This window comes from Massilia aerilata, assembly GCF_042656905.1.
GTDB classification, from domain to species: domain Bacteria; phylum Pseudomonadota; class Gammaproteobacteria; order Burkholderiales; family Burkholderiaceae_D; genus Telluria; species Telluria aerilata.
The window spans coordinates 36,371-61,853 of the sequence record NZ_JBHSMZ010000022.1; the positions used below are offsets into that span (position 1 = coordinate 36,371).

The 25,483-nt window shown below is 65.6% G+C and carries 23 protein-coding genes and 1 tRNA gene; 14 read left to right on the plus strand and 10 right to left on the minus strand.

Annotated elements, in window-relative coordinates:
- Nucleotides 1–52 precede the first annotated feature (52 nt).
- Nucleotides 53–2,821, plus strand: a complete 2,769-nt coding sequence (locus ACFPO9_RS23130) for a M16 family metallopeptidase (protein WP_379775494.1) — start codon at nt 53–55, stop codon at nt 2,819–2,821.
- A 6-nt stretch (nt 2,822–2,827) separates the two neighbouring features.
- Here the strand turns inward: ACFPO9_RS23130 and ACFPO9_RS23135 are convergent, their stop codons facing one another.
- Nucleotides 2,828–3,634: an alpha/beta fold hydrolase gene (locus ACFPO9_RS23135; protein WP_379775496.1), complete on the minus strand. Its 807-nt coding sequence runs from the start codon at nt 3,632–3,634 to the stop codon at nt 2,828–2,830.
- 131 nt (nt 3,635–3,765) lie between these two features.
- Here ACFPO9_RS23135 and ACFPO9_RS23140 point away from each other — a divergent pair, with 131 nt between their 5' ends.
- Complete coding sequence (locus tag ACFPO9_RS23140) at nt 3,766–4,995, plus strand: putative DNA modification/repair radical SAM protein (protein WP_379775498.1); 1,230 nt, start codon at nt 3,766–3,768, stop codon at nt 4,993–4,995.
- A complete protein-coding gene (locus ACFPO9_RS23145; RefSeq protein ID WP_379775501.1) occupies nt 4,992–6,488 on the plus strand; it encodes a UdgX family uracil-DNA binding protein in 1,497 nt (498 codons plus the stop codon). Before ACFPO9_RS23140 ends, ACFPO9_RS23145 begins: the two co-directional genes overlap by 4 nt.
- 2 nt (nt 6,489–6,490) lie before the next feature.
- Here ACFPO9_RS23145 and ACFPO9_RS23150 read toward each other — a convergent pair whose 3' ends face one another.
- The gene (locus ACFPO9_RS23150) at nt 6,491–7,255 is read right to left on the minus strand and encodes a CPBP family intramembrane glutamic endopeptidase (RefSeq protein ID WP_379775503.1); all 765 of its coding nucleotides are present in this window, start codon (nt 7,253–7,255) and stop codon (nt 6,491–6,493) included.
- A 197-nt stretch (nt 7,256–7,452) separates the two neighbouring features.
- On the opposite strand from ACFPO9_RS23150, the gene ACFPO9_RS23155 reads away from it, so the two are divergent.
- Nucleotides 7,453–8,487: a TraB/GumN family protein gene (locus ACFPO9_RS23155; RefSeq protein WP_379775506.1), complete on the plus strand. Its 1,035-nt coding sequence runs from the start codon at nt 7,453–7,455 to the stop codon at nt 8,485–8,487.
- 6 nt (nt 8,488–8,493) lie between these two features.
- Here ACFPO9_RS23155 and epsC read toward each other — a convergent pair whose 3' ends face one another.
- Nucleotides 8,494–9,417, minus strand: coding sequence for a serine O-acetyltransferase EpsC (epsC, locus tag ACFPO9_RS23160; RefSeq protein WP_379775507.1), 924 nt, complete (start codon nt 9,415–9,417; stop codon nt 8,494–8,496).
- Nucleotides 9,418–9,701: 284 nt separating this feature from the next.
- Here epsC and ACFPO9_RS23165 point away from each other — a divergent pair, with 284 nt between their 5' ends.
- From ACFPO9_RS23165 to ACFPO9_RS23175, 3 genes are all read left to right on the plus strand, one after another.
- A complete protein-coding gene (locus ACFPO9_RS23165; RefSeq protein ID WP_379775509.1) occupies nt 9,702–10,661 on the plus strand; it encodes a nuclease-related domain-containing protein in 960 nt (319 codons plus the stop codon).
- Nucleotides 10,662–10,755: 94 nt separating this feature from the next.
- A tRNA-Gly gene (locus ACFPO9_RS23170) sits at nt 10,756–10,829 on the plus strand.
- 85 nt (nt 10,830–10,914) lie between these two features.
- Nucleotides 10,915–12,966 (plus strand): hybrid sensor histidine kinase/response regulator, encoded by a 2,052-nt coding sequence (locus ACFPO9_RS23175; protein ID WP_379775511.1) that lies wholly within the window; start codon nt 10,915–10,917, stop codon nt 12,964–12,966.
- A 78-nt stretch (nt 12,967–13,044) separates the two neighbouring features.
- On the opposite strand, the gene ACFPO9_RS23180 is transcribed toward ACFPO9_RS23175, so the two are convergent.
- Together ACFPO9_RS23180 and ACFPO9_RS23185 are read right to left on the minus strand one after the other, a co-directional pair.
- Nucleotides 13,045–14,163, minus strand: a complete 1,119-nt coding sequence (locus ACFPO9_RS23180) for a succinylglutamate desuccinylase/aspartoacylase family protein (protein WP_379775513.1) — start codon at nt 14,161–14,163, stop codon at nt 13,045–13,047.
- 76 nt (nt 14,164–14,239) lie between these two features.
- Nucleotides 14,240–14,887, minus strand: coding sequence for a PEP-CTERM sorting domain-containing protein (locus tag ACFPO9_RS23185; protein ID WP_379775515.1), 648 nt, complete (start codon nt 14,885–14,887; stop codon nt 14,240–14,242).
- 207 nt (nt 14,888–15,094) lie between these two features.
- On the opposite strand from ACFPO9_RS23185, the gene trmB reads away from it, so the two are divergent.
- Entirely contained in the window at nt 15,095–15,775 is a 681-nt protein-coding gene (gene trmB / locus ACFPO9_RS23190) for a tRNA (guanosine(46)-N7)-methyltransferase TrmB (protein WP_379775593.1), read from the plus strand.
- On the opposite strand, the gene ACFPO9_RS23195 is transcribed toward trmB, so the two are convergent.
- Nucleotides 15,776–16,114, minus strand: coding sequence for a rhodanese-like domain-containing protein (locus ACFPO9_RS23195; RefSeq protein ID WP_379775517.1), 339 nt, complete (start codon nt 16,112–16,114; stop codon nt 15,776–15,778). It lies immediately after the preceding gene.
- A gap of 169 nt (nt 16,115–16,283) precedes the next feature.
- Between ACFPO9_RS23195 and ACFPO9_RS23200 the strand changes: the two genes are divergently transcribed.
- Together ACFPO9_RS23200 and ACFPO9_RS23205 are read left to right on the plus strand one after the other, a co-directional pair.
- Nucleotides 16,284–17,507 (plus strand): sensor histidine kinase, encoded by a 1,224-nt coding sequence (locus tag ACFPO9_RS23200; protein ID WP_379775519.1) that lies wholly within the window; start codon nt 16,284–16,286, stop codon nt 17,505–17,507.
- Nucleotides 17,504–18,262, plus strand: a complete 759-nt coding sequence (locus tag ACFPO9_RS23205) for a LytR/AlgR family response regulator transcription factor (RefSeq protein WP_379775522.1) — start codon at nt 17,504–17,506, stop codon at nt 18,260–18,262. The genes ACFPO9_RS23200 and ACFPO9_RS23205 overlap by 4 nt, the downstream gene beginning before the upstream one ends.
- A gap of 71 nt (nt 18,263–18,333) precedes the next feature.
- Here ACFPO9_RS23205 and recQ read toward each other — a convergent pair whose 3' ends face one another.
- The 3 genes from recQ to ACFPO9_RS23220 all read right to left on the minus strand — a co-directional run bounded on the left by recQ (nt 18,334) and on the right by ACFPO9_RS23220 (nt 21,406).
- Complete coding sequence (recQ, locus tag ACFPO9_RS23210) at nt 18,334–20,154, minus strand: DNA helicase RecQ (protein ID WP_379775525.1); 1,821 nt, start codon at nt 20,152–20,154, stop codon at nt 18,334–18,336.
- A gap of 10 nt (nt 20,155–20,164) precedes the next feature.
- Complete coding sequence (locus ACFPO9_RS23215; RefSeq protein WP_379775528.1) at nt 20,165–20,998, minus strand: undecaprenyl-diphosphate phosphatase; 834 nt, start codon at nt 20,996–20,998, stop codon at nt 20,165–20,167.
- A 135-nt stretch (nt 20,999–21,133) separates the two neighbouring features.
- Nucleotides 21,134–21,406, minus strand: a complete 273-nt coding sequence (locus tag ACFPO9_RS23220; protein WP_379775530.1) for a YkgJ family cysteine cluster protein — start codon at nt 21,404–21,406, stop codon at nt 21,134–21,136.
- An 85-nt stretch (nt 21,407–21,491) separates the two neighbouring features.
- On the opposite strand from ACFPO9_RS23220, the gene ACFPO9_RS23225 reads away from it, so the two are divergent.
- The 4 genes from ACFPO9_RS23225 (at nt 21,492) to ACFPO9_RS23240 (ending at nt 24,711) form a co-directional block, all read left to right on the plus strand.
- Nucleotides 21,492–22,145, plus strand: coding sequence for a TetR/AcrR family transcriptional regulator (locus tag ACFPO9_RS23225; protein WP_379775532.1), 654 nt, complete (start codon nt 21,492–21,494; stop codon nt 22,143–22,145).
- Nucleotides 22,146–22,306: 161 nt separating this feature from the next.
- Complete coding sequence (locus ACFPO9_RS23230) at nt 22,307–22,960, plus strand: protein-L-isoaspartate O-methyltransferase family protein (RefSeq protein WP_379775535.1); 654 nt, start codon at nt 22,307–22,309, stop codon at nt 22,958–22,960.
- A 4-nt stretch (nt 22,961–22,964) separates the two neighbouring features.
- Nucleotides 22,965–23,288: a rhodanese-like domain-containing protein gene (locus tag ACFPO9_RS23235; RefSeq protein ID WP_379775538.1), complete on the plus strand. Its 324-nt coding sequence runs from the start codon at nt 22,965–22,967 to the stop codon at nt 23,286–23,288.
- A gap of 61 nt (nt 23,289–23,349) precedes the next feature.
- Complete coding sequence (locus ACFPO9_RS23240) at nt 23,350–24,711, plus strand: TolC family outer membrane protein (RefSeq protein ID WP_379775540.1); 1,362 nt, start codon at nt 23,350–23,352, stop codon at nt 24,709–24,711.
- A gap of 50 nt (nt 24,712–24,761) precedes the next feature.
- Here the strand turns inward: ACFPO9_RS23240 and ribB are convergent, their stop codons facing one another.
- On the minus strand, nt 24,762–25,433 hold the full coding sequence (gene ribB / locus ACFPO9_RS23245; protein ID WP_379775543.1) for a 3,4-dihydroxy-2-butanone-4-phosphate synthase: 672 nt from the start codon (nt 25,431–25,433) through the stop codon (nt 24,762–24,764).
- Between the last annotated feature and the right edge of the window lie 50 nt (nt 25,434–25,483).

A 25,483-nucleotide genomic window follows, 5' to 3' on the forward strand; every position in this document is an offset into this window, starting at 1 on the left:
ACGCCGCGGGTACGCAGCTTTTCATTCACTTATAACGACTAATTAGAACCCGATGAAACTTAAACAAATCGTGCTCGCGCTCGGCCTGGCCGCCGCCGCATCCGCGCCGGCGTTCGCCGCCAACGCCACCGCTTTGAAAGCCGCAGCGCCGGCCTTCGACCGCAAGGCGTATTCCATCGCGTACAAGAAATTCGTGCTGCCGAATGGCCTGACCCTGCTGGTGCATGAAGACCACAGCGTGCCGGTGGTGGGCGTGAACGTCTGGTACCACGTCGGTTCGCGCAACGAGAAGCGCGGCAAGACCGGCTTCGCGCACCTGTTCGAGCACTTCTTCTTCAACGGCTCCGAAAATTACCCGCACGGCTTCCGCGAGGCGATGGACGACCTCGGCGCCAACAACCGCAACGGCACCACGAATACGGACCGCACCAACTTCTTCGAGGACGTCCCGACCTCGGCGCTGGAACGCACGCTGTTCCTGGAGTCGGACCGCATGGGCTTCCTCGGCAATTACATCTCGCAGGCGATGCTGGAGCGCGAGCGCGGGGTGGTGCAGAACGAGAAGCGGCAAGGCGACAACCAGCCCTACGGCAAGGTGCGCTATGAATTCGCGGCCAAGATGTACCCGTACTCGCACCCGTATTCGTGGACCACGATCGGCAGCATGGACGACCTGAACGCCGCTTCGCTGGAAGACATCCGCGAGTGGTACCGCACCTATTACGGCCCGAACAACGCGGTGCTGTCGCTGGCCGGCGACATCACCCCGGAGCGCGCGCTCGAATTGGTGAACAAGTACTTCGGCGCGCTGCCGCCGGGGCCGCCGCTGCCGCGTACCGAGACCTGGATTCCGGTGCTGGACCGCGATATTCGCGACGAGATGGAAGACCAGGTGCCGCAGGTGCGCGTCTACCGCCGCTGGCATGCAGCCGCCTGGAAGGATGCCGATGTGGCGCGCCTGCAGCTGCTGGGCGACGTGCTGGCCGGCTCGAAGAGCGCGCGCCTGGACAAGCGCCTGGTGTACGAAAAGGGCCTCGCCACCAGCGTGTCCGCCGGCGTGGGGGACAGCGAATTGGGCGGCAGCTTCGGCATCACCGTCACCTTGAAAAACGGCGCCGACCAGGCTGAAGTCGAACGTGAAGTCGACCGCATCGTGAATGAACTGCTGGAGAAGGGCCCGACCGCCGAGGAACTGGCGCGCGTGAAAACCCGCGAGCTGGCCGACTTCTCGCGCGGTCTCGAGCGCCTGGGCGGCTTCGGCGGCCGCGCCGACGTGCTGGCCGAGAGCATGACCTATGGCGGCAGCCCAGACGCCTACCTGACCCGCCTGGAGCAGATGGCGAACGCCACCCCGGCCGAAGTCAAGGCCGCCGGCAACCGTTGGCTGCGCGCCCATCATTACACGATGACGGTGAAGCCGTTCGCGAAACTGGCCGGCGTGAAGTCGAGCTTCGACCGCAAGCAGTTGCCAGCCCTGGGCCAGGCGCCCGACGTCAGTTTCCCGGCCATGCAGCGCGCGCAGCTGAAGAACGGCCTGAAGGTCGTGCTGCTGGAACGCCATGGCGCGCCGATCGTCAACGCCGCGCTGGTGCTGGACGCCGGCGCCGCCGCCGACCCGGCCGGCAAGGAAGGCCTGGCTTCGCTGTCGCTGGGCCTGATCGACAAGGGCACCCGGACCCGCAACGCGTTCCAGCTGTCGGATGCATTGGAGTCGCTGGGCGCCGACCTCAGCACCGGCACCTCGCAGGACCAGTCGGTGGTGCGCCTGAAGGCGACCAGCGCCAGGCTGGCGCCCTCGCTGGCGCTGATGGCTGACGCCGCCCTGAACGCCACCTTCCCGCAAGACCAGGTCGAGCTGGCCAAGCAGCGCCGCCTGGCCCAGGTGGGGCAGGAAAAGGCCCAGCCGAGCGCCCTCGCGGTGCGCGTGATCCCGGGCATCCTGTACGGCGCGAATCACGCCTACGGCCGCCCGGCGACCGGCACCGAAGCCAGCACCCAGGCCCTCAGCCGCGACGACGTCGCGCGCTGGCATGACGCCTGGTTCCGTCCGGGCAGCGCGACCCTGGTCGTGGCCGGCGACACCACCCTGGACAAGCTGATGCCGGCGCTGGAGTCGAGCTTCGGCAAGTGGCAGGCCGGCAGCGCGCCCGCCAAGCAGGTGCCGAGCGTGCCGGCCACCGCGGGCAAGCGCGTCTACCTGATCGACAAGCCGGAAGCGCCGCAGTCGACCATCGTCGCCGCCCACGTCTCGCTGCCTTCGGGCCAGCCGGACGAGCTGGCGATCCAGGCCGTGATGCACAACTTCGGCGGCATGGCGACCTCGCGCCTGAACCGCAACCTGCGCCTGGATAAACACTGGAGCTACGGCACCACCGCGCGCATGATCGACATGCGCGGCCAGCGCAGCTTCCTGGCGCTGGCGCCGGTGCAGACCGACAAGACCGTCGAAGCGATGCAGGAAGTGGCGAAAGAGATCCGCGACATCGCCGGCCAGCGTCCGATCGCCGGCGAAGAGTTCGACAGCGTGATGCGCAACGTGACCTCGCGCCTGCCGGGCCGCTTCGCCACGCTGGATGCGCTGGAAGGCGCGGCCATCACCAGCATCAACCTCGGCCTGCCGGACGATTACTGGAGCCGCTACGCCGGCGGCATGCGCTCGCTGGATGACAAGCAGCTGGCCGGCGCCGCCACGCGCTACGTGCACCCGGACGAAGTCGTATGGCTGGTGATCGGCGACCTGCGGAAGGTCGAGCCGGGCATCCGCAAGCTGGGCTGGGGCGAGGTGACGGTGCTGGACGCGGACGGCAAGCCGGTCCGCTAAGCCGGCTCAGGCCGGGCTCGAGGTCCGGTGCAGGAAAGCGTCGATCGCCCGTGAAGTGGCGCTCGACGCGCTGACGTGCGGACAGTGGCCTTCGTCGTCGATGACGCGCAGGCTGCTGTTCGGCAGGTGGCGCAGCATGTAGTCGCCGACTTCGCGCGGGACGATCAGGTCGTCGCTGCATTGCAGGATCAGCGACGGCACGGTCGTGTGCAGCAGGTCGGCGCGGTGATCGGACAGGAAGGTCGCGCGCCCGAAATGGCGTGCGATACCCTGGTCGTTGCGCATGAAGCTGGCCAGCAGCTCCTTGGTCAGTTCGGGGCGCAAGCCGCCCATCAGGATCGGGGCCATGCGCTGCGACCAGCTCGGGAAGTCGGCTTCCATCAAGCCCAGCATGGCTTCCATGTCCTCGCGATTGAAGCCGCCCACGTAATCGCCGTCGTTGATATAGCAGGGCGACGGACCCACCATCACCTGCGCCGCGAAGCGCTCGGGCGCCTTGTTCGCCGCCAGCAGGCCGATCATGGCGCTGACCGAATGGCCGACGAAGACCACCGGCCCGGCCGAGCAGGCCTCAAGGATCTCCAGCAGATCGTCGGCATGGCCATGCAGGCTGGCGTGGCGCGTGCGATCGTAGGCCGAGCGGTCGGAGGCGCCGCTGCCGGTCAGGTCGTACAGGATGGTGCGAAAGCGGTCCTGGTAGGCCGGGGCGAGGAAACGCCACATGGTCTGGTCGCAGCCGAGGCCATGCGCGAACACCATGGTCGCGTCGCCGGTGCCCCCAATGTGGAGGTTATTGCGGTATTGGACAGACATCGTTCATCAAATTCGTCAAAAAGAGACATTGCAAACTCGCATATTCTCGCACATTGCATACGTGCGTCCACGCACCGCCGCGCGAATCGGAACTGCGTTATACTGTTCATCCATACAGTATTTGCTGAAAAATGGAACTCAAAGACAAGCTCGAGATCCTCGCCGACGCCGCCAAATATGACGCTTCCTGCGCCAGCAGCGGGGCGCCGAAGCGCGATTCGTTCGACAAGGATGGCCTGGGCGCCACCAATGGCATGGGCATCTGCCACAGCTACACGCCGGACGGCCGCTGCGTATCGCTGCTGAAAATCCTGCTGACCAATTTCTGCATCTACGATTGCCAGTATTGCGTCAACCGCCGGACCTCGAACGTGCCGCGCGCGCGCTTCTCGGTCGACGAAGTGGTCAAGCTGACCCAGGATTTTTACCTGCGCAACTACATCGACGGGCTCTTCCTCAGTTCCGGCATTATCCAGTCCAGCGACTACACGATGGAGCAGCTGGTCGAGGTGGCGCGGCGCCTGCGCGAAGAGCACAAATTCCGCGGCTACATCCACCTCAAAACCATCCCGGATGCCGATCCGCGCCTGATCGAACTGGCCGGCAAGTACGCCGACCGGCTGTCGGTGAACATCGAGCTGCCGACCCAGGACAGCGTGGCGCGCCTGGCGCCCGAAAAGAACGTCCACACCATCAAGCTGGCGATGGGCTCGATCCGCACCAGGCTGGATGAAAAGGACGAGCACCCGAAAGCGCCTGTGTTCGCGCCGGCCGGGCAGAGCACCCAGATGATCGTCGGCGCCGACGCCAGCGACGACCAGACCATCCTGAATACGGCCCAGACCCTGTACGGCTCGTACAAGTTAAAAAGGGTTTACTACTCGGCCTTCAGCCCGATCCCGCAGAGTCCCAGCAGCGTGCCCTCGGCGCCGCCGCCGCTGCTGCGCGAGCATCGCCTCTACCAGGCCGATTTCCTCTTGCGCGGCTACGGTTTTACCGCCGGCGAACTGATGCCGGCCGCCGGCAACCTGGCGCTCGACATCGACCCCAAGCTGGCTTGGGCGCTCGCCAATCGCGATCACTTCCCGCTCGACCTGAACCGCGCGGACGAGAGCATGATCGCGCGCGTGCCCGGCATCGGCCTACGCTCGGCCAAGCGCCTCATCGACCTGCGCCGGCTGCGCCGCATCCGCTGGGAAGACCTGTCGCGCCTGCGCTGCAGCCTGAAAAAGCTGGCGCCCTTCGTGGTCACCGCCGACTACAAGCCGGCGCAAGGCGCGGCATCCTCCGAACTGCTGCGGCGGAACATGGCCGACGCGCCGCAGCAGATGAATCTGTGGCCGGAGTTGCAGGCGGCATGAGCGCCATCGACCAGCTGCGCGCAGGCCAGCCGCTGCTGGTCGAGACTTTCGCCGAATGGCGCGAGGCGGCGCGCGAGCTGCTGGTCCACGACGTGCCGCCGGAAGCGGTCACCTGGAGCACGCCGTATGCGGGCGGCGACCTGTTCTCGGGTGCGCCGCCCACGGCTGGGCAGCCGCATACTCCAGCCGGCATACCGCCTGCCGCGTCAAGCAAACCCCGCCACGCGCCGCCAAGCATTCCGCGCTCGCTGATGGACATGCTGCAAAGCGCCGCCTGCTGCCGCGTGCCGGACCGCTGGGCCTTCCTGTACCGCGTCATCTGGCGCTGGCAGCAGGGCGAGCATGACGTGCAGTCGCCGGCCGACGAAGACGGCGCGCGCCTGAATGCGATGGTGAAGGCGGTACGGCGCGAGGAGCACGACATGCATGCCTACATCCGATTCCGCGAACGCGCGCCCGAAGCCGGGCCGCCGCGCTTCGTCGCCTGGTACGAACCGCAGCACGACGTGCTGCCGCAGGTGGCGGAACACTTCGTCTCGCGCATGGGCAAGGTCAGCTGGATGATCGCCACGCCCGAAGCCAGCGTGCTGTGGGATGGACAGACGCTGCACAACACCGGCCCGCTGGTAAAAAATTCCGAGGATCTCGAAGATACGGGGGAGGCCTTGTGGCTGACCTACTACCGCAGCGTGTTCAACCCGGCGCGCCTGAACCAAGCGGTGATGCAGCAGCACATCCCCTCGCATCGCTGGAAAAATTTGCCAGAAGGCAAAATCGTGACCCACATGATTTCCGAAGCGGCGCGTGGCGCGCGCAAGGTCGGCCAGTATGAGGCGGTCGGCCAGCGCAAGGGCACCACCATCCCGATCGCCCCCGAGGATGCGCAGCCGGAGCGCCAGCAGCCTTCGAAGCTGGACGAATGCCGCCGCTGCGAGCTATGGCAGTTCGCGACCCAGGCGGTGGGCGGCGAGGGACCGAAGAAGGCGAAGATCATGTTCGTCGGCGAGCAGCCGGGCGACCAGGAGGACCTGGCCGGCCAGCCCTTCGTCGGGCCGGCCGGCAAGCTGCTCGACCAGGTCTGCGAACAGGCCGGCGTCGACCGCGACACCATCTACGTGACCAACGCCGTCAAGCATTTCAAATGGGAGCCGCGCGGCAAGCGCCGCATCCATAAAACGCCGGCGCAGAAGGAGATCGAGGCCTGCCACTACTGGCTGGACAAGGAGCTGGCCCACGTACAGCCGACCGTGATCGTGGCGCTGGGCGCGACCGCGCTGAAGTCCGTGATGCGCACCGCGAACGTGACCCTGAAGAATTCGATCGGCCACCCGGTCTTCCATGAGGGGCACTGGATCGTCACCACTTACCACCCCTCGTATGTGCTGCGGGTGCCGGGCGAGGAGGCCAAGCGTGCAGCCTTCCAGACCATGGTGGACAGCCTGAAGCTGGCCCAGGACCTGCTGGACCGGCAGCCGGAAGAGCCGCCGGCCTGAGGCTATCCCTGGACGATGCCGAAGGGCAGGGCGCGCGTGGCAGCCATGCGCCAGCGGGAGCGCAGCCAGAGCAGCATAAGCGCGATGACGACGAAGCGGAACAGGATGCCGACCAGGCCTGCTTCCGGGCCGTAGGCGCCGCCGGTCAGCCAGGCCGGCCCGAGGTCCTGGACCTGTTGCAGGCCGCCGGCCGCCATGCCGCTCACCGGGAATCCCAGTACCGGACCCTGGACGAAATTCCAGGCGAAGTGCAGGCCGATCGCCAGCCACAGGCTGCCGCCGAGCAGGAAGGCGGCGCCGTAGATGACGCCGCCGAGCGCATTGCCGAGCACGGACAGGGGCGTCGCACCGGGATTGCTCAGATGGATGCAGCCGAAGGCCAGCGCCGACAGCAGGATGGCGAGCGTGCGGCGTCCGCGCAGCGCCAGCACCAGGCCGGACAGGAGCAGGCTGCGCATCAGGATTTCCTCCTTCAGGCAGGCGGCTGCCTTGCCGGCGAACCAGATGCCGAGCTCGCCGAACGCCAGCTGCGGCAAGGGGAGAATGCGCACGCCGCCCAGCGCGTATTCGGCGCCGAGGATGCCCAGCATGGCCAGGCTCGCGATCGCGGTCCCGGCGCCGAGGTCGCGTCCGGCGCCGGCTCCCCAGCGCAGGCCGAGTCCACGCAGCACCGGGTGGCCGCGCGCGCGCCAATAACGGATGGCGTAGGCGCCGAAGCCGAGGGCCGCCACCAGCATCATCACTTCCACTGCCATTCCCAGCGTCATCAAGCTCTCCTTCTTGAACGAAGGGCCGACTCTACAAAAGGCAAAACCCATTGTCAAAAAGTAATTCTTGAGTATTGAAGGATGTCACAATGCCCATGCAAGCTGGATATGCACAGCTTGTAACATCCTGTTGCGCAGGTATCTACGCCGATGCCATTTCGGTAATCTTTGCTCACACAACAATAAAGGGGTCCTCGATGCTTGCTACGCGTATTGCCTGTGTTTTTTCCCTGGGTCTACTGAGCGCCGCGGCGCTGGCGCAGACCGATCCGCCATCCGCGCCCGTGGAGCAAGCCGCCGCACAGGCGCTTGAAGAGGCGCCGTCGCAGGTCCTCGTCTCCGGCAAGCGCCCCGGCCCCGGCCTGTGGAAGGTATCGAAGGACGGCCACGTGATGTGGGTGTTCGGCATGTATTCGCCGCTGCCTTTGGGTATGGAATGGGACGACAGCCGGGTCGACCGCCTGATCGGGCAGTCGCAGGAAGTGCTGGCGCCGCCTTCGACCGGCGTCGGCATCGGCTGGCTGGGCGGGCTGAAGCTCGTCGCCGCGCTGCCTTCGGCGATCGGCGTGGTGAAGAACCCCGACGGCGCCGAATTGCACGACGTGCTGCCGGCCGACGTCTATGCCCGCTGGAGCGTGCTGAAACAGAAATACATCGGCGACGACGACGGCATCGAGCGCTACCGGCCCTTTTTCGCCGCGCAAAAACTGCAGGACGCGGGGATGCAGAAGAGCGGCCTGTCCGGCGGCATCGAGGTGCGCAAGCAGATCGAGTCCCTCGCCAAAAAGCGCGACGTGAAGCTGACCCAGACCGGCTTCTCGGTGAATCTCGACGATCCGGGGCGCCTGCTGAAGGACTTCAAGCAGTCTCAGTTGGAAGACACGTCCTGCTTCACCAAGACCTTGGCCCGCTTCGAAGGCGACATCGATGCGATGCGGATGCGCGCCAACGCCTGGGCCAAGGGCAACATCGCCGAGATCAGCAATCTCGATTACGCCGAGCGCGAGGATGCCTGCAACGACGCCATCCTGAACAGCCCGGCGGCCCAGAAACACCCGGCCTTCCAGAACCTGCGCGAGCGGCGCCTCGCATCCTGGCTGAAGGCGGCCGAACGTTCGCTGGCCAACAACACGTCCACGGTCGCCCTGCTGCCGATGAGCGACATCCTGGGGCCGAAGAGCTACCTGACCGTGCTGCAGGCCAAGGGTTATACCGTCGAGAGCCCGAAGTAAGCGTTTTCAGGACGGATCGCCCGGCGCCCCGAACGCTTCCTCGCGCGAGGCCGCCTGGGCCACGCGCGCGCCCGGCGCCACGTCGTGGGTCAGCCACACGTTGCCGCCGATGACCGCGCCCTTGCCGATCGTGATGCGGCCCAGCACGGTGGCGCCGGCATAGATGACGACGTCATCTTCGAGGATCGGATGGCGCGGCAGGCCTTTCTGCAGGCTGCCGTCGGCATTCGTCGGGAAGCGCTTGGCGCCCAGGGTGACGGCCTGGTACAGGCGCACGCGCTGGCCGATGACGGCGGTCTCGCCGATCACGACGCCGGTGCCGTGGTCGATGAAGAAACCCGCGCCGATCTTCGCGCCCGGGTGGATGTCGATGCCGGTGGCGGCGTGCGCCAGCTCGGAGATGATGCGCGCCAGCAGCGGCAGGCCGAGTTCGTACAGGCGGTGCGCAAGCCGGTAATGGATCATCGCCAGCACGCCGGGGTAGCACAGCAGCACTTCGTCGACGCTGCGCGCGGCCGGGTCGCCCTGGTAGGCGGCCAGCACGTCGCTGTCGACCTGCACGCGCACGTCCGGCAGCGCGGCGCCGAAGGCCTGGGTGGCCGCCAGGGCCTGGCTGGCGATGTCGCCGTCAGTGCGCTGCTGCAGCGCGGCGCTGTAGTGCAGCTCGATCTGCACCTGACGCAGCAGCGCGTGCAGGGCGGAATCGAGGGCGTGGGCCACGTGGATGTCTTCGCTTTCGCGGCGCAGGCCGGGCGGCCCCAGGCGCATCGGGAACAGCACGCCCTTCAGCTGGGCGACGATCTCCGCCAGCGCATCGCGCGAGGGAAACTCGATGCCGCGCACCTCGCCGGCGGGACGGTGGGCCTGGCGCCATTGCTGGCGGGCGTCGTGCAGGTCGCGCACGATACCCTGGATGTCGAAATCAGCCATCGGCAAAGTTCCTTGTGGAGTGGGTTGCTGCCTACTATACGGCGCCGCTACGTCAGTGCGAACGATTTCAAAGTTTCAACCATATTAAAAAAACATCTAAAAAAGGATGAGCTTGCGCAAGGCGGGCACGTTCATTTCAGGCGCAGGCGATAGGGCGTTGTTGGATTTTTACAATCAAGTGTTGCATTTCATCACGCTGAGTCGAGATATGTGCAAAGTGCAGCACGACAAGAATTTATGGTTGATACAATGCAACATTGTTACGGAATACCATTTTCATCGCCATGCTCATCAAAAGCGCGGATAAGCGGGAATCGGACATCGCGATTCTCCAGAAACTGCTTTCACACGAACGCATTCCACATGAAAAAAAGCAGCGGATCGAACGGGAGCTGCGAAGCTTGTCGATCGGTGCTGAAACCGAGCGGCAAGCGGCCTACGAAATCGACTTCTATGCTGCCCGAAGCAAGAATCTGTTCGTGATACACGATCTTCGACTGGAAATCGGTGGGCGCGTGGCGCAAATCGATCATCTGTTGATGAACCGGGCGTTCGAGGTTTTCGTGCTCGAGACAAAGACTTACGGTTCAGGGCTGTCGATTAATGAACGAGGCGAATTTTCGACCGTCTATGAAGGCAGGACAATCGGCATCCCATCTCCCGTAGAGCAGAATGCGCGACACATTTCGGTATTGAAGGATGCGTTCAAGGAAATCGGCTTGCCAAAAAGGCTGGGCATCACCATGCAACCATCGTTTAATTCCGTGGTGCTGGTGTCGCCAAAGGCCGTGATCAGCCGCCCGAAAGCCGCGGTACTGGATGCCTCCATCATCAAGCTCGACCAGTTTTTTTCCTGGTACCACCAGAAGATGGATAAAGTCAGGCTGAAGGACATACCAGGCATCTTCAAGGTTTGTTCAAGCAGAACGGTGCGAGACCTCGGTGAAAAACTGCTTACTCTGCATACTCCGGCGCGCATCGACTACATCAAGAAATTCGAGCTTGAATCGGCTCTACTGGGGAAGGAGGCGGAATCCGCTTTCCACGCTGGCGAAGCGGTCGAAATGCCGGCGGCTGCCCCCTTCAACGCCAAGGAAGTGCAGTATTTTTGCGCGAGCTGCAAGGCGAGCATCGCCGCTGTCGTCGCCAAGTTCTGTTGGAATAACAAGGCCCGTTTTCATGGCAGGGCTTATTGCCGGGTGTGCCAATCGAAATTCGCGCTTGCCAAGCCTGCGGCATCGTGAGAGGTGCAATGGCGTCGTCGCTCTAGCCGCGCCCAATGTACTTCCGCGTGCCACATTGTCAATCTGCGGCAAACCCGCGTAGAATGCGGCCAACGCGGGTGTAGTTCAATGGTAGAACGGCAGCTTCCCAAGCTTCATACGAGGGTTCGATTCCCTTCACCCGCTCCAGTCTTTCCCGCCTTCACACCCGCCCAGTGCGGCTCCCATCTTGAAACTATGGCAAACTCTGGTCTTCCTCCGACCTGACTTGACCATGCAACAACACGCCTCCCGGCCCGAAGATCCATCGCACGATGCTGACAGCCTTGCCGGCTCGCTCATGTTCCTGAGCGGAGGCGGCGAGGTCGGCGCGATGATGCGCAGCCAGGACTGGAGCGCGTCGCCGCTCGGGCATCCCCGCACCTGGCCGCAGGCGCTGCGCATCGTGGTCGGGCTGATGCTGAATTCGACGTTTCCGATGTTCGTCGCCTGGGGCAAGGAGCTGGGCTTCCTGTACAACGACCCCTACCGCGAAGTTCTCGGCGACAAGCACCCGCGCGCGCTGGGCCGGCGCTTTTACGACATCTGGTCCGAGATCTGGCACGACATCAGCCCGCTGATCGACCGCGCGCTGAAGGGCGAGGCCACCTATGCCGACCGCCTGCTGCTGGTGATGAACCGCCACGGCTACGACGAGCCGACCTGGTTCACCTTCTCGTACTCGCCGGTGCGCGACGAGCATGGCGCGATCCAGGGCATGCACTGCGCCTGCGTCGAGGTCACCGAGCAGGTGCTGGCCGAAAAATACCGCGACGAGGAGAACGAGCGCTTCCGCGCGCTGTTCGAGCAGGCCCCCGGCATCATGGCCGTGCTGCGCGGCCCCGACCACGTGTTCGAACTGACCAACCAGTCCTACCTGCAGCTGATCGGCCATCGCCAGATCGTCGGCAGGGCCGCGCGCGACGCGCTGCCGGAAGTGACCGGGCAGGGCTTCTTCGAATTGCTCGACCGCGTCTACACCACCGGCGAACCCTTCGTCGGCCATGCGCTGCCGCTGCGCGTGCAGCGCGAACCGGACGGGCCGCTGGTCGAGCGCTTCGTCGACTTCGTCTACCAGCCGATCCGCGATGCCAATGGCGCCGTCTCCGGCATCTTCGTCGAAGGCAGCGACGTCACCCAGCGCAAGCAGGTCGAGGACGAGCTGCGCGCCGCCAACCGCCAGAAGGACCAGTTCCTCGCCATGCTGGCCCACGAGCTGCGCAATCCGCTGGCGCCGATCATGACCGCGGCCCAGTTGCTGAAGGTCGGCAGCCTCGATGCGCGCAGCGTGGCCAACGCCAGCGAGATCATCGGGCGCCAGGCCGCCCACATGACCGACCTGGTGAACGACCTGCTGGACGTCTCGCGCGTCACCCGCGGCCTGGTCACGCTCGAGAAGGAAGAGCTGGACCTGAACGTGATCGTGTCCGCCGCGGTGGAGCAGGTGCGTCCGCTGGTCGACGCGCGGCGCCACTCGCTGACCCTGCAGCTGTCTGGCCGCAGCGCCCACGTGATCGGCGACCGCACCCGCCTGGTGCAGGTGATCTCGAATATCCTCAACAACGCCGCCAAGTACACCGCGCCGGGCGGGCGCATCGTGCTGTCGGTGACGGTGGACGAGAAGCGCGTGCATGTGGCGGTGCGCGACAACGGCGTCGGCATCGCGCCCGACATCCTGCCTTACATCTTCGACCTCTTCACCCAGGCCGAGCGCACTCCCGACCGCTCGCAGGGCGGCCTCGGGATCGGCCTGGCGCTGGTGAAAAGCCTGGTGGCCCTGCATGGCGGCACCGTGCACGCATCCAGCGACGGCATCGGCGAGGGCAGCGAATTCTGCATCTGCCTGCCGCGCCTGGCGACGCCCGGCGGCATCGACGACGAATCGCCGTCCGCCGGCATGCAGGCGCCGGGCGCATTGCGCGTGATGGTCGTGGACGACAACGTCGATGCGGCCCAGATGCTGGCCGCGCTGCTGGAAGTACAGGGCCATGTCGTCAGCGTGGAATACGATGCCAGGGGCGCGCTCGAACGTGCCCGGCGCGAGCACCATGAGGTGCTGCTGCTCGACATCGGCCTGCCCGACCTGGATGGCCATGAACTGGCGCGGCGCCTGCGCAGCCAGCCCGAAAGCGCGGATGCCACCCTGGTCGCACTGACCGGCTACGGGCAGAGCCAGGACCGCAAGGAGGCCGAGCAGGCGGGCTTCGACCACTACCTCGTCAAGCCGGCCGACATGGACCAGGTCAACGCGGTGCTGGCGGCGGCCGCCAAGGCGCACGGGCGTTAGCGCGCGTCTTCGGGCGCCGTCTTCAAACGGTAACCTGCGCTGCTGTGGCGGGCGCCGGCCCGGCACGACCTGCTGAAGCTAGTTGCCCAGCAGGCTCCCGGTACGCCAGGCCGTACCTCCGGCAATCTTACAGACATGCATCCCGCGCAGCAGGTGCCGGTGCGCCGTGCTGGCAAACAGGACACCGGACTGCGTGCAGCGCAGCGTGCTCACCTTGCCGCTGACCGGGTTGACGATGTCGGCGACGGCATCGCCGGCCTGCACCCGCTCGCCCAGCTTTTTCAAAAACACCAGCACGCCCGAATGCGGCGCCGCGATCGGCTCCACGCCCTCCAGCGGCGTCGGCTCGGCGAGCAGGGCCGGCAGCGGCGCCAGGGCGATGTCGAGCACGCCCTGGTGCGCCAGGTATTGCAGCAGGCCCTGCGCGTCCTTCTCGGCCAGGTCGTAGCGCACGTCCATCTCGCCGCGCAGCTCGACGGTCACGGCGACGCAGCCCATCGGGATCGGCGTGTCCGGCCCGAAGTGGTCGGCCAGCTCCCACCACAGGCGGCTGCAGGCTTCGTCGAAGGGTTCGCCGCCGGACTCGCGCGCCAGCAGGGTCGCGTGCGCGCCCAGCAGCGCGGCCAGCGGCTTGACCCGCTCGGCCAGCGGCGTGCCGCAATACAGGTGCAGCACGGCCTCGTTATCGCAGTGCAGGTCGAGCATGATGTCGGCGTCGATGGCCATGCCCAGCAGGGTCTTCTTGAGGTCCTGGGTCGGGCTCTCGGTGGTCCAGGCGGCGATCGAGCGGCGCGCATGCTCGCGCACCAGGGCCGCGTTGGCCTGCGCGTCCGGACCCAGCGCGTCCTTCAGCGATGCCTTCAGGTCGGCGGCGACGTGCTTGTAGAAGCGGTTGAAATTCAGGCCGGTGGACAGGTCGTAGCGGCCGAAGGGCGCCCCATGCACCACCTGCGACAGGCCGATCGGATTCGCGGCCGGCACCAGGATGATCTCGCCCTTGATCCGGCCCTCGGCTTCCAGGCGTTCCAGCTCGCGCCGCAGCACGTGGGCGACCAGCATGGCCGGCACCTCGTCGGCGTGCAGCGAGGCCTGGATGTAGACCTTCTTGCCGGCGCCCGGGATACCGAAGCGGTAGGAAGTCAGCTGGAAGGTAGCGACATTGTCTTCCATTGCGATGGGGTGGAACGTGGGCTGCATGCGGTTCTCTTTCATTCGGCGGCGAAGCGCCATTATGTCCGAGATCGGCGCAGGGCCACGTTCCGATGCGGATGCCTCAGGCCTTGCGGCGGCGGGCGGCGGCCAGGCCCAGCACGCCCATGCCCAGCAGGGCCAGCGAGGCCGGTTCCGGCACGTCCGCCGGCGTGTTGGGCGTGGCCGGATCGGTGATGGTGATGGCGCCCCACACCGGGCCACTGTAGGCGAGACGATCGCCGATGCTGCCGCTGACGGCCAGGAAGCCCCAGTCCTGGCCGGCCTGCAGGTCCAGGGTGACGGTCTGGTGCTCGGTCAGGCCATCGGTGTCGTCGGCCAGCAGGGTCCTGGTGGCGGTGCTGCCCTGCCAGATGTACAGGCTGGCCGCCGAGCCGTCCCACAGCGGATTGGTGACCAGGTCGAGGCCCAGGGTCAGCGAGCCGGCCGCGGCGGCGGTGGTCTTGAAGACATAGGTCTGGGTCGGGGTGCCCATCCAGGCGCCCGCGCCCCAGTAATCGTAGGACAGCGTGTTGCCGCTGACCGACACGTCGCTGACGTATTCGGCGACGTTCCAGCTGTGCGCCTGGTCCCAGACGCCGGTCCAGCTCTGTCCCAGCGGACCCCGGGCGGTAACCGGCACGTCGGTCCAGACCGGTTCTGCCAGGGCCGGCAGGGCAAAGGCGGTGAGGCAGGCGGCCAGCGCCAGGGTGCTTGCGTTGAAGTTTTTCATGATGGATCCTGTGACGATAGAAACGTTGTTTGCATATAAGCAATTTCTATGCCTCCTGGGAAAATCTCAGGAAAAACAAGCGCTTGCGTCTGCGAAGGAGTCGGCACTGTAAAGTCTGCCGACAGGCGCTGCTATAATGTCGCCCTTTCTCTTGTCACGCGACCGATCATGTCCTCCGATACGCCCACCAACAGCCAAGGCCGTCCGATGCTCTACGACCCGACCGAGCACCGCATCCGCAGCTTCGTCACCCGCGCGGGACGGCTGTCGACCGGGCAGGCGCGCGCGCTCGAGGAATTCGGGCCGAAGTTCATGATCGAGTACCGCAAGGAAGCCTTCGACTTCCACGCACCCTTCGGCCGCAGCGCGCCGCTGGTGCTGGAAATCGGCTTCGGCATGGGCGACACCACGGCCCACATCGCGAAGGCGATGCCGGACACGGATTTCGTCGGCGTCGAAGTGCACACCCCGGGCGTGGGCAGCCTGCTCAAGCAGATCGGCGAGCAGGGCATAGCGAACCTGCGCCTGATCCAGCACGATGCGGTCGAGGTGCTGAACAACATGATCGCCGACGGCTCGCTGGCCGGCGTGCACATCTTCTTCCCGGACCCCTGGCACAAGGCGCGCCACAACAAGCGCCGCCTGATCCAGCCGCCTTTCGTCAAGCTGCTGTGCGAGAAGCTGGCGCCGGGCGGCTACATCCACTGCGCCACCGACTGGGAAGACTACGCGGTGCAGATGCTGGAAGTGCTGGGCGCCGAGCCGATGCTGGCCAACACGGCCGAAACCTATGCGGAAAAGCCGTCCTACCGCCCGCTGACCAAGTTCGAGAACCGCGGCCTGAAGCTGGGCCACGGCGTGTGGGACCTGGTGTTCAAGAAGAAGTAGTCATTCGCCGCTGGCGGTCGGCAGGCTCGCGCCGAGCCAGCCTGCGATCCCTGCGGACATGACCCGGACGTTGCTGTAGCCCAGGCTTTTTGCCCGCCGCGCGGCGTTCGGCGCTTTCCGGCACAAGGGATTGGAGCAGTAGAAAACAAGCAGCCTTCCAGGCTCGGGAGGCAGCGCGCCGGCGTCGAAATCCGGCGGCAGATTGAGGGCGCCGGGCACCCTGGCCTTCAGCCACGACTGGCGTGCATTGACGTCGACGACGGTGGCCCCATCGCGATCCATCAGTTGCTGCAGCTCGCGCGGCGCGATGCCCTTCAATCCCATCAGCATGGCAAACATGGTGTGTCCTTTTCGGGTTGGCGGTGCGTCAATTATCTCTCCGCGAAGGCCGGAACGGATCGTCGTTCGTCCACCCGGAATCGTGCTTCATCCCCTTTCGCTGTCCGCAGACACATGATCTCCCTAGACTGTAATCGTTGCTATATATTAACGATTACAGGAGGGCAGCATGTGGCGCAGATTGTCGAATTGGTACCATGAACTCGAAGAGGAGCAACTGGCCGTGCTCGCGCAGCCGGAACGGGCGGCCCAGGCGCCCGCAGGCTGGCGGCGCCGCTTTGCGCACAAGCTGGCCGAGATGCCGGCGCTCCAGCGCAAGCAGTTGCGCGATTTTTCGCTGACCTACCGCGGCCGCCGCCTGCACTGCGCGCTTGCCGGACTGGCGCTGGCCTTCAGCCTGTGCGCCGTTCCGCTGCACTACGCGCTGGGAGCCGAGCGCTGGATGGTCAGCATCCTCGCCGCCAACATGTTCGGGTTTTCCATTGCGGCCGCCCTGATCAGCGCCTGGTTCGACTACCACCGCATCGTGCGGGAAAAATGGAAGATGCTGCTGACGGTGCTTGGCTTTGCCGTCTTCGGCGCCGTCCTCGGGATTGGAACGGCCATGTGGACCAGGCCCAAGCCCCTGGCGGACGTCATTGCCAAATTGCCTCACTCGTTTGCGCTGATCGTCGGCGCCGGGCTGGCCATGCTGGTGCCGCTGCTGGCGATCAGCATGCTGCGCAATCGCCAGGCCGAGGCCATCAACGCCGGACTGCAGCGCGAAGCCGAGCAGGCGCGCGTGGCGCGCGAACTGTCCGAATCCCAGTTGCGCCTGCTGCGCGCCCAGATCGAGCCGCACTTCCTGTTCAATACACTGGGCGCCGTGCAGCAGCTGGCCCAGCATGGCGCGCCGCGCGCCGCCGAATTGACCGGCAATCTGATCGACTTCCTGCGCTCCAGCATGCGCGACATGCGCAGCGAGCAGGTGTGCCTGAGCGCCGAATTCGGCCTGGTCGAGTCCTACCTGAAGGTGATGCAGGTGCGCCTGGGCGAGCGCCTGCGTTTCAGCCTGCAGCTGCCGCGCGCACTGGAACCGGTCCAGCTGCCGACCATGATCCTGCTGACCCTCGTCGAAAACGCGATCAAGCACGGCATCGAGCCGGCCCTGCGCGGCGGCGAGGTCACGCTGTCGGCCGAGGCGATCGGCGGCGCGGTGCGGATCCGCGTGCAGGATGGCGGCGTCGGCATGAGCACGCTCCCCGAGCCGGACGGCGGGGGCGGTACCGGTCTCGATAACGTACGCCACCGCCTGCGCCTGGCCTACGGCGACGCGGCCTGCCTCGAACTACGCGACGGCGAGCCCGGCCTGATCGCCGACCTGAGCATCCCCCTGAAAGACGCCTGCGCATGAACCCGAGCATCCTGGTGGCCGAAGACGAACCCCTGATGCGCGAGCGCCTGCTGGAGATGCTGGCGCAGGCCTGGCCGGAAGCGAAGGTCGTCATGGTGGCGGAAAACGGCAACGATGCCTGGGACGGCTTCCTCGAGCACGAGCCGGACGTGGCCTTCCTCGACATCCGCATGCCCGGCCTGTCGGGTCTCGAGGTGGCCGAGCGCATCGGCGCCATGGCCCACGTGGTGTTCGTCACCGCCTACGACCAGTATGCGGTGGATGCCTTCGACGCCGGCGCGGTCGATTATCTCCTGAAGCCGGTGCAGAAGGATCGCCTGGAGCGGGCAGTGACGCGGCTGCGTTCCAAGCTGGCGCAGCCGCCCGCGGACGGCGCCGCGTTTGAAGCGCTGCTGCGCCAGTTGAAAACCGCGCTGCCGGGCGTGCGCCAGGAACGCACCAAATGGATCAAGGCCAGCGTCGGCCGCCAGGTGCGCGTGATCGACGTCGACGAGGTGCTGTTCTTCCAGTCCGATACCCGCTACACCCGCATCGTGCTGCGCGATTACGAGGCGCTGGTGCGCACGCCGCTGAAGGATCTGTTGAGCACCCTGGATCCGGACCGCTTCTGGCAGATCCACCGCGCCACCGTGGTGAACGCGAACGCGATTGCCGCGGCGGAGCGGATCGACGCCGAGCGCATGCAGGTGCTGGTGAAGGGAAGCGAGGAGAAGCTGGCGGTGAGCCGGACCTTTGTTCACCTGTTCCGGGAATGATTTGCGTGGGCACGGGGTGCCCACCCTGCGTCCAACGGGTAGGGTGGGCTCCCCGAGCCCACGCGCTTTGCTCACACCATCTCGGTGATCATGGCCACGATCTCGTCGCCGTAGGAGCTCAGCTTCTTGGCCCCCACGCCGGACACCACGCGCAATTCGTCCAGCGAGGTCGGCTTGACCTTGGCGATCTCGCGCAGGGTGGCGTCGCCGAAGATGATGAAGGCGGCCACGCTGTGCGCCTTGGCGGTTTCCAGGCGCCACCAGCGCAGCTTCTCGAAGATCTTCTGCTCGGCCGGCGACAGGTCCATCTCGACATAGCCCTTGGTCGGGCCGGCCTGGCGCTTCTGCTTGACCGGCTTCTGGTACTGGCGCAGCTCCACCTTGCGCTCGCCCTTCAGCACCGCGCGCGCGCTTTCCGTCAGCTTGAGGGAGCTGAAGGCGTCGTGGTCGACCGTGATCAGGCCCAGCGCGATCACCTGGCGCACGATGGCGCGCCATTCGTGCTCGCTGCGGTCGGCGCCGACGCCGTACACGGTCAGTTTGTCGTGGTGCCACTGCGAGATGCGTTCGGTCTGCACGCCGCGCAGCACGTCGACCACGTGGCCGGCGGCGAAGCGCTGGTCGACGCGGTAAATGGCGGACAGCAGCTTCTGCACGGGCACCGTGGCGTCGAAAGAAACCGGCGGGATCAGGCAGGTATCGCAGTTGCCGCAGGGGCCGGAGCGTTCGCCGAAGTATTCCAGCAGGCGCATGCGGCGGCAGCTGAGCGTTTCGCACAGGCCCAGCATGGCGTCGAGTTTCGAGCCCAGCACGCGCTTGAAATTCTCGTCGGCTTCGGATTCGTCGATCATCCGGCGCTGCAGCACCACGTCCTGCAGGCCGTAGGCCATCCAGGCGTTCGAGGGCAGGCCGTCGCGGCCGGCGCGTCCGGTCTCCTGGTAATAGCCTTCCAGGGACTTCGGCAGGTCGAGGTGGCAGACGAAGCGCACGTCCGGCTTGTCGATGCCCATGCCGAAGGCGATGGTCGCCACCATCACGATGCCGTCTTCGCGCAGGAAGCGCGCCTGGTTATTCGAGCGCAGCGCGTAGTCCATGCCGGCGTGATAGGGCAGGGCGTGGATGCCGTTCTCGTTGAGGAATTCGGCGGTCTCCTCGACCTTTTTCCTCGACAGGCAGTAGACGATGCCGGCATCGCCGGGGTGTTCGGCGCTGATGAAGTCCAGCAGCTGCTTGCGGCCGTTGGTCTTCTCGACGATGGAGTAGCGGATGTTCGGCCGGTCGAACGAGGACACGAACTGGCGCGCCTCGTCGAGCTGCAGGCGCTGCGCGATCTCGGCGCGCGTGAGCTGGTCGGCGGTGGCGGTCAGCGCGATGCGCGGCACGTGCGGGAAGCGCTCGTGCAGGATCGACAGGCGGATGTACTCGGGACGGAAATCGTGGCCCCATTGCGAGACGCAGTGCGCCTCGTCGATCGCGAACAGCGCGATGTGCGAGTCCTCGAACAGGTCCAGGCAGCGCTGCGTCATCAGGCGCTCGGGCGCCACGTAGACCAGGTCGATCTCGCCGGTGCGCACCAGGCGCTCGATGCGCAGCGTCTCTTCGAAGGTTTGCGTGGAATTCAGGAAGGCCGCGCGCACGCCGACTTCGGCGAGGGCGTCGACCTGGTCCTGCATCAGCGCGATCAGCGGCGAAACGACCACGCCGACGCCGTCGCGCACCAGCGCCGGAATCTGGTAGCACAGGGACTTGCCGCCGCCGGTGGGCATGAGGACGAGCGCGTCGCCGCCGCCGGCCACGTGCTCGACGATCTCGGCCTGTTGCCCGCGGAAGGCGGGATAGCCGAAGACCGTCTGCAGGATGTGCAGGGCGCTTTGCTGGATGTCGCTCGTCATGGTCTTGCTTTTAGTCCGCCCAGATTACCCAACCGAAGTGTGCCGAAACCAGCACGACGATACCGAACACGATACGGTACCAGGCGAAGCCCGTGAAGTCGTGCGTGCTGATGAAGCGCAAGAGCCAACGGACGCAAAGGAAGGCGGAAATGAAGGCCGCCACGCCGCCGACCAGGAACAGCGGCAGGTCGCTCATGTGCAGGTCGTGGCGGGCCTTGACGACCGAATACACGGTGGCCGCCAGCAGGGTCGGGATCGCCAGGAAGAAGGAGAATTCGGTGGCCGCCTTGCGCGACAGGCCGAACAGCATGCCGCCGATGATGGTGGCGCCGGAACGGCTGGTGCCCGGGACCAGCGCGAAGCACTGGGCGCAGCCGACCTTGAAGGCGTCGAGCATGTTCATGTCGTCGACGGTCTCGACGCGGTGCGAGCCCGGCAGCACTTTATGGCGGCGTTCCGCCCACAGGATCACGAAGGCGCCGACGATGAAGGCCAGCGCCACCGGAACCGGGGCGAACAGGTGGGCCTTGATCGCCTTGCTGAACAGGAAGCCGAGCACGGCCGCCGGCAGGAAGGCGACGACCAGGTTGAGCACGAACTTCTGCTGGCGCGCATCCGAGGTCAAACCGCCCAGCACGGTGCCGATGCGCGCGCGGTATTCCCACATCACGGCCAGGATCGCGCCGGCCTGGATGGCGATCTCGAACACCTTGGCGACTTCGCCCGTGAAGTTGATCAGGCTGCCCGCCAGGATCAGGTGGCCGGTGGAGGAAATCGGCAGGAACTCGGTGAAGCCCTCGACGAGGCCCATGATGATCGCTTTCAGGGCGAGAATAATGTCCATGAAGTTTTATTAAGGATGTTATTGTGGTCGGAACGGGGAAGGGGCTGCGCGGTACGACGGAACGGCGGCAGGCCGCAAGCTTACCATGCCGGGGCCGCCTGCCGTCGAGTTACCCGGTATCATTTTTCCGCCTTGTCAGGCGGTCAATCGCTCCAGCTCGCTCAGGAAGAACATCGCCTGCCCGCTTGAATCGCCGCACATTTCGTGCGAAGGCTGCAGGCCGCCGCAAACCCTGGGCCGCGCCGGCTGCCCGAAGATCCTGCAGCCGTTGCGCTCGTCGAGCTGCACGCAGCGCACGCCGGCCGGCTTACCGTTGGGCATGCCGGGGATGGGGGAGCTGATCGAGGGAGCAATACAGCAGGCGCCGCAGCCGGGACGGCAGCTGGCGGGTTCGGGCGAGAGATTCATCCTGTAAGTATACTACCGGTAGCTTGACTCCCCCCAGCCCCCGGTCTATATTTCCTGACTCAACAGTTAGTTGTCGGACAGAAGCATGCCATGCCCATTTGATGCCAAGCCACGCTGGGAGCGCCGTAAAGACGCGCGGCCCCAGGAGTTGCTGGAGGCAGCCATCGACCTGTTCGTCGAACGTGGCTACGCCGCCACACGCCTGGAAGACGTCGCGCGCCGCGCCGGGGTCTCGAAAGGCACGCTCTACCTGTACTACGAGAACAAGGAAGAGCTGTTCAAGGCCGTGGTCCGCGGCAGCATCGTGCCCGTCATCGGCGATGCCGAAACCTCCGTCGCCGAATTCGAAGGCCACAGCGCCGATCTGCTGCGTCACGTGATCCATTCCTGGTGGCAGCGCCTGGGCGCGACCAAGGCCTCCGGCATCATCAAGCTGGTCATGGCCGAGGCCGACAACTTCCCCGAACTGGCGTGCTTCTACCAGGAAGAGGTCATCAACCGCGGCACCGCCGCCATGGCCGGCATGCTGGAACGCGCCATCGAGCGCGGCGAGTTCCGCCCCATGGACATCACCCTGCTGACCCAGGTGCTGGTGGCGCCCATGCTGATGCTGATCACCTGGAAGCATTCGGTCGGTCCCTGCCCGCGCGCCGAGCTGGAACCGCTGGCCTTCCTCGACACCTTCCTCGACATGGCCCTGAACGGCCTGCTGCCGGCTGCCAGCAAGCCCGCGGCGTGACCGGCTTGTCGAGTCAGGACGCCTTTTTCCGGCGTTCATCCCTCCTAAACTGCAGACTGTCGCAATTTCCCGTGGTCTCGGGTGCCATATCGCTAAGATGTGTTCCCGAGGCCGTTCAACGATAAAATATCGGATTATTTAATTTCTCGCCGAGTAACAACATGAATATCGAACAAGCCCGTTTCAACATGATCGAACAGCAGATCCGTCCGTGGAACGTGCTGGACACCGACATCCTCGACCTGCTGCACGTGGTCAAGCGCGAACAGTTCGTGCCGGCCGCGTACCAGAACCTGGCGTTCGCGGATGCCGAAATCCCGCTGCCGGGCGGCGAGTCCATGCTGAACCCGAAGCTGGAAGCGCGCGCGCTGCAGGAAATCGGCCTCAGGAAGCATGAGACCGTGCTGGAAATCGGCGCCGGCTCGGGTTACATGGCGGCCCTGATGGCGCACCGCGCGGCCAAGGTCACCACCGTGGAAGTGAACCCGGAAATCAAGGAACTGGCCGAGAAAAACCTGGCCAAGGCCGGCATCAGCAATGTGTCCGTGGAACTGGGCAACGGCGCCGCGGGCTGGGACAAGGACGCACCCTACGACGTGATCGTGATCTCGGGCGCGCTGGAAGTGCTGCCGGAAGCCTTCCTGAAGCAGGTGAAGGTGGGTGGCCGCATCGCTGCGATCGTGGGCGAGCCGCCGGCCATGGAATTCAACATCGTCACCCGCACCGGCGAGAACAGCTGGAACACGGTGAAAGTGTTCGAGACCAACGTGAAGTACCTGACCGGCGCGCCGGCAGTCTCGCACTTCCAGTTCTAAGACGATGCAGCATCTAAGCGCTCCCGAACTGGCGGCCTGGCTGGCCGACCCGTCGCGCCCGAAACCGCTGCTGCTCGACGTGCGGGAAAACTGGGAATTCGAGACCTGCCATATCGACGGTTCGAAGCAGATCCCGATGAACCTGATCCCAATCCGCGTCGGCGAGCTGGACGATGACCAGGAAATCGTCTGCGTGTGCCATCACGGCGCGCGCAGCATGCAGGTGGCGGCTTTCCTGGAACGTAACGGATTTGAAAAGATTACGAATTTGACAGGCGGCATACACGCCTGGGCCGTGCAGGTCGATCCTTCGATGCCGAAGTACTGATGTACCGAGCATCCTGGCGGCCTGTGTCCATTGACTATTGATGACTCCGACGGAGAAAGTAATGCAGAAACCCCTCATCGCCGTGCTGTTGGCCAGCGCGTTTTTCTCGCTCAACGCCCAGGCGGCCGATCTGCTCCAGGTGTACCAGCAGGCATTGGCGAATGACGCCACCTATGCGAGCGCGCGTGCTTCCGCTGCCGTGGGCCGCGAACGCGTCCCCCAGGGGCGTGCGGGGTTGCTGCCGACGATCGGCGTGGTCGGTAACGTGACTCGCGCCAAGGGCGAGAGCACGCCGTGGAACAACGGCGCCATCATCACTGACGAGGACGGCGTCAGCCAGATCGTGCAGGGCGGTTCGGCTACCACGACCCAGAAGCAGTACACGGTCCAGCTGTCGCAGCCGCTGTTCCGCTGGGACCGCTGGGAAACCTACCAGCAGAGCAAGCTGCAGCAGTCGATCGCCGAAGCCCAGTTCGCCCAGGCCCAGCAGGACCTGATCACCCGCGTGGCCCAGGCCTACTTCGACGTGCTGGCGGCCCAGGACACCCTGGCCTCGACCCGCGCCCAGAAGGAAGCCGTGACCGAGCAGCTGGCCTCGGCGAAGCGCAACTTCGAAGTCGGCACCCAGACCATCACCGACACCCATGAAGCCCAGGCCGCCTACGACCTGGTGATCTCGCAGGAGATCGCCGCGGTCAACGACCTGGAAAGCAAGAAGACCGCGCTGCAGGCCATCATCGGTACCCCGCCGGCCGCGCTGGCCACCCTGCGCACCGGCGTCAACCTGACCGCGCCGCAGCCGATCAACGTCGACCAGTGGGTCTCGGCGGCCGAGAACCAGAACTACGCCGTGTCGGTGGCCCAGCTGCAGGTGGAATCGGCCAAGCGCGAGATCTCGAAGCAGCGCTCCGGCCACTACCCGACCCTGGACCTGGTGGCGAGTTCGCAGCATACGAGCCTCAGCGGCCAGACCCAGCAGTCGGGCCGTTCGACCAACAACGCGATCGGCATCTCGTACAGCATCCCGATCTTCAGCGGCTTCGCCGTCACCAGCCGCGTGCGCGAATCGATCGCCCTGGAAGACAAGGCCAGGAACGACCTCGAAGCCAACCGCCGCAACGCGGCCCTGCTGGCGCGCCAGTCCTTCCTCGGCGTGAACTCGGGCCTGGCCCAGGTGAAGGCGCTGGAAGCAGCCGAAGTCTCGAGCAACTCCGCGCTGGAATCGAACAAGCTGGGTTACCAGGTTGGCGTGCGCATCAACATCGACGTGCTGAACGCCCAGCGCCAGCTGTACCAGACCCGCACCGACCTGGCCAAGGCGCGCTACAACACCATCCTGGCCGGCCTGAAGCTGAAAGCGGCCGCCGGTTCGCTGCGCGAGGAAGACCTGCTGCCGGTGAATGCGCTGCTGTCGCAGCCCTGAGCGGTTTTATCATTGACGTGAAAAACGGCGCCGCGGCGCCGTTTTTTCGTTTAAGCCGCCTTCTGCTCCAGCTGCGTACGCCACGCGATCAGCTCGGCGATCGTCAAAATTGGATAGCCGCGCTCGCGCGCGAAGCGTTCGATGCTTTCCCCGCGCATCATGCTGCCGTCTTCGTTCATCAGCTCGCACAGCACGGCGGCAGGCTGCAGGCCGGCCAGGATGGACAAGTCGACCGAGCCTTCGGTATGGCCCTTGCGGCCCAGCACGCCGGCCGGGTTGGCGCGCAGCGGGAACACGTGGCCCGGACGGACCAGGTCCCCGGGTTTGGCATTGTGGGCGATGGCGGCGCGGATGGTGGTCACGCGGTCCTGGGCCGAGACGCCGGTGGTGACGCCTTCGCGCGCTTCGATCGAGACGGTGAACGGGGTGCCGTAGCGGCTGCCGTTTTCGGGCGCCATCGGCGGCAGCTCGAGCGCGCGCACTTTGCTGTCGGACAGGCACAGGCAGACGATGCCGCTGCATTCGCGGATCATCACGGCCATGGTCTCGACGCTGAGCTTTTCGGCGGCGACGATCAGGTCGGCTTCGTTCTCGCGGTCGAAATCGTCGAGCAGGATCACGGGAATGCCCGCGCGCGTGGCCGCGAGGGCGGCGGCGATGCGGCCTGGCAGGTCGCTGCTCTCGAGCGTGAAGGTGTCGATGGTGGTGGTGTTGCTGGTCATTGAGACGCTCCTTGCAAAAGTAAAAGGAACGCATCAGGGCAAAGCGAAAC

Excerpts from the sequence above, each read along its gene's own strand:
- ACFPO9_RS23130 (WP_379775494.1), top strand. The coding sequence starts at position 53 with ATGAAACTTAAACAAATCGTGCTCGCGCTCGGCCTGGCCGCCGCCGCA.
- ACFPO9_RS23135 (WP_379775496.1), bottom strand. The coding sequence starts at position 3,634 with ATGTCTGTCCAATACCGCAATAACCTCCACATTGGGGGCACCGGCGAC.
- ACFPO9_RS23140 (WP_379775498.1), top strand. The coding sequence starts at position 3,766 with ATGGAACTCAAAGACAAGCTCGAGATCCTCGCCGACGCCGCCAAATAT.
- ACFPO9_RS23145 (WP_379775501.1), top strand. The coding sequence starts at position 4,992 with ATGAGCGCCATCGACCAGCTGCGCGCAGGCCAGCCGCTGCTGGTCGAG.
- ACFPO9_RS23150 (WP_379775503.1), bottom strand. The coding sequence starts at position 7,255 with ATGACGCTGGGAATGGCAGTGGAAGTGATGATGCTGGTGGCGGCCCTC.
- ACFPO9_RS23155 (WP_379775506.1), top strand. The coding sequence starts at position 7,453 with ATGCTTGCTACGCGTATTGCCTGTGTTTTTTCCCTGGGTCTACTGAGC.
- epsC (WP_379775507.1), bottom strand. The coding sequence starts at position 9,417 with ATGGCTGATTTCGACATCCAGGGTATCGTGCGCGACCTGCACGACGCC.
- ACFPO9_RS23165 (WP_379775509.1), top strand. The coding sequence starts at position 9,702 with ATGCTCATCAAAAGCGCGGATAAGCGGGAATCGGACATCGCGATTCTC.
- ACFPO9_RS23175 (WP_379775511.1), top strand. The coding sequence starts at position 10,915 with ATGCAACAACACGCCTCCCGGCCCGAAGATCCATCGCACGATGCTGAC.
- ACFPO9_RS23180 (WP_379775513.1), bottom strand. The coding sequence starts at position 14,163 with ATGCAGCCCACGTTCCACCCCATCGCAATGGAAGACAATGTCGCTACC.
- ACFPO9_RS23185 (WP_379775515.1), bottom strand. The coding sequence starts at position 14,887 with ATGAAAAACTTCAACGCAAGCACCCTGGCGCTGGCCGCCTGCCTCACC.
- trmB (WP_379775593.1), top strand. The coding sequence starts at position 15,095 with ATGCTCTACGACCCGACCGAGCACCGCATCCGCAGCTTCGTCACCCGC.
- ACFPO9_RS23195 (WP_379775517.1), bottom strand. The coding sequence starts at position 16,114 with ATGTTTGCCATGCTGATGGGATTGAAGGGCATCGCGCCGCGCGAGCTG.
- ACFPO9_RS23200 (WP_379775519.1), top strand. The coding sequence starts at position 16,284 with ATGTGGCGCAGATTGTCGAATTGGTACCATGAACTCGAAGAGGAGCAA.
- ACFPO9_RS23205 (WP_379775522.1), top strand. The coding sequence starts at position 17,504 with ATGAACCCGAGCATCCTGGTGGCCGAAGACGAACCCCTGATGCGCGAG.
- recQ (WP_379775525.1), bottom strand. The coding sequence starts at position 20,154 with ATGACGAGCGACATCCAGCAAAGCGCCCTGCACATCCTGCAGACGGTC.
- ACFPO9_RS23215 (WP_379775528.1), bottom strand. The coding sequence starts at position 20,998 with ATGGACATTATTCTCGCCCTGAAAGCGATCATCATGGGCCTCGTCGAG.
- ACFPO9_RS23220 (WP_379775530.1), bottom strand. The coding sequence starts at position 21,406 with ATGAATCTCTCGCCCGAACCCGCCAGCTGCCGTCCCGGCTGCGGCGCC.
- ACFPO9_RS23225 (WP_379775532.1), top strand. The coding sequence starts at position 21,492 with ATGCCATGCCCATTTGATGCCAAGCCACGCTGGGAGCGCCGTAAAGAC.
- ACFPO9_RS23230 (WP_379775535.1), top strand. The coding sequence starts at position 22,307 with ATGAATATCGAACAAGCCCGTTTCAACATGATCGAACAGCAGATCCGT.
- ACFPO9_RS23235 (WP_379775538.1), top strand. The coding sequence starts at position 22,965 with ATGCAGCATCTAAGCGCTCCCGAACTGGCGGCCTGGCTGGCCGACCCG.
- ACFPO9_RS23240 (WP_379775540.1), top strand. The coding sequence starts at position 23,350 with ATGCAGAAACCCCTCATCGCCGTGCTGTTGGCCAGCGCGTTTTTCTCG.
- ribB (WP_379775543.1), bottom strand. The coding sequence starts at position 25,433 with ATGACCAGCAACACCACCACCATCGACACCTTCACGCTCGAGAGCAGC.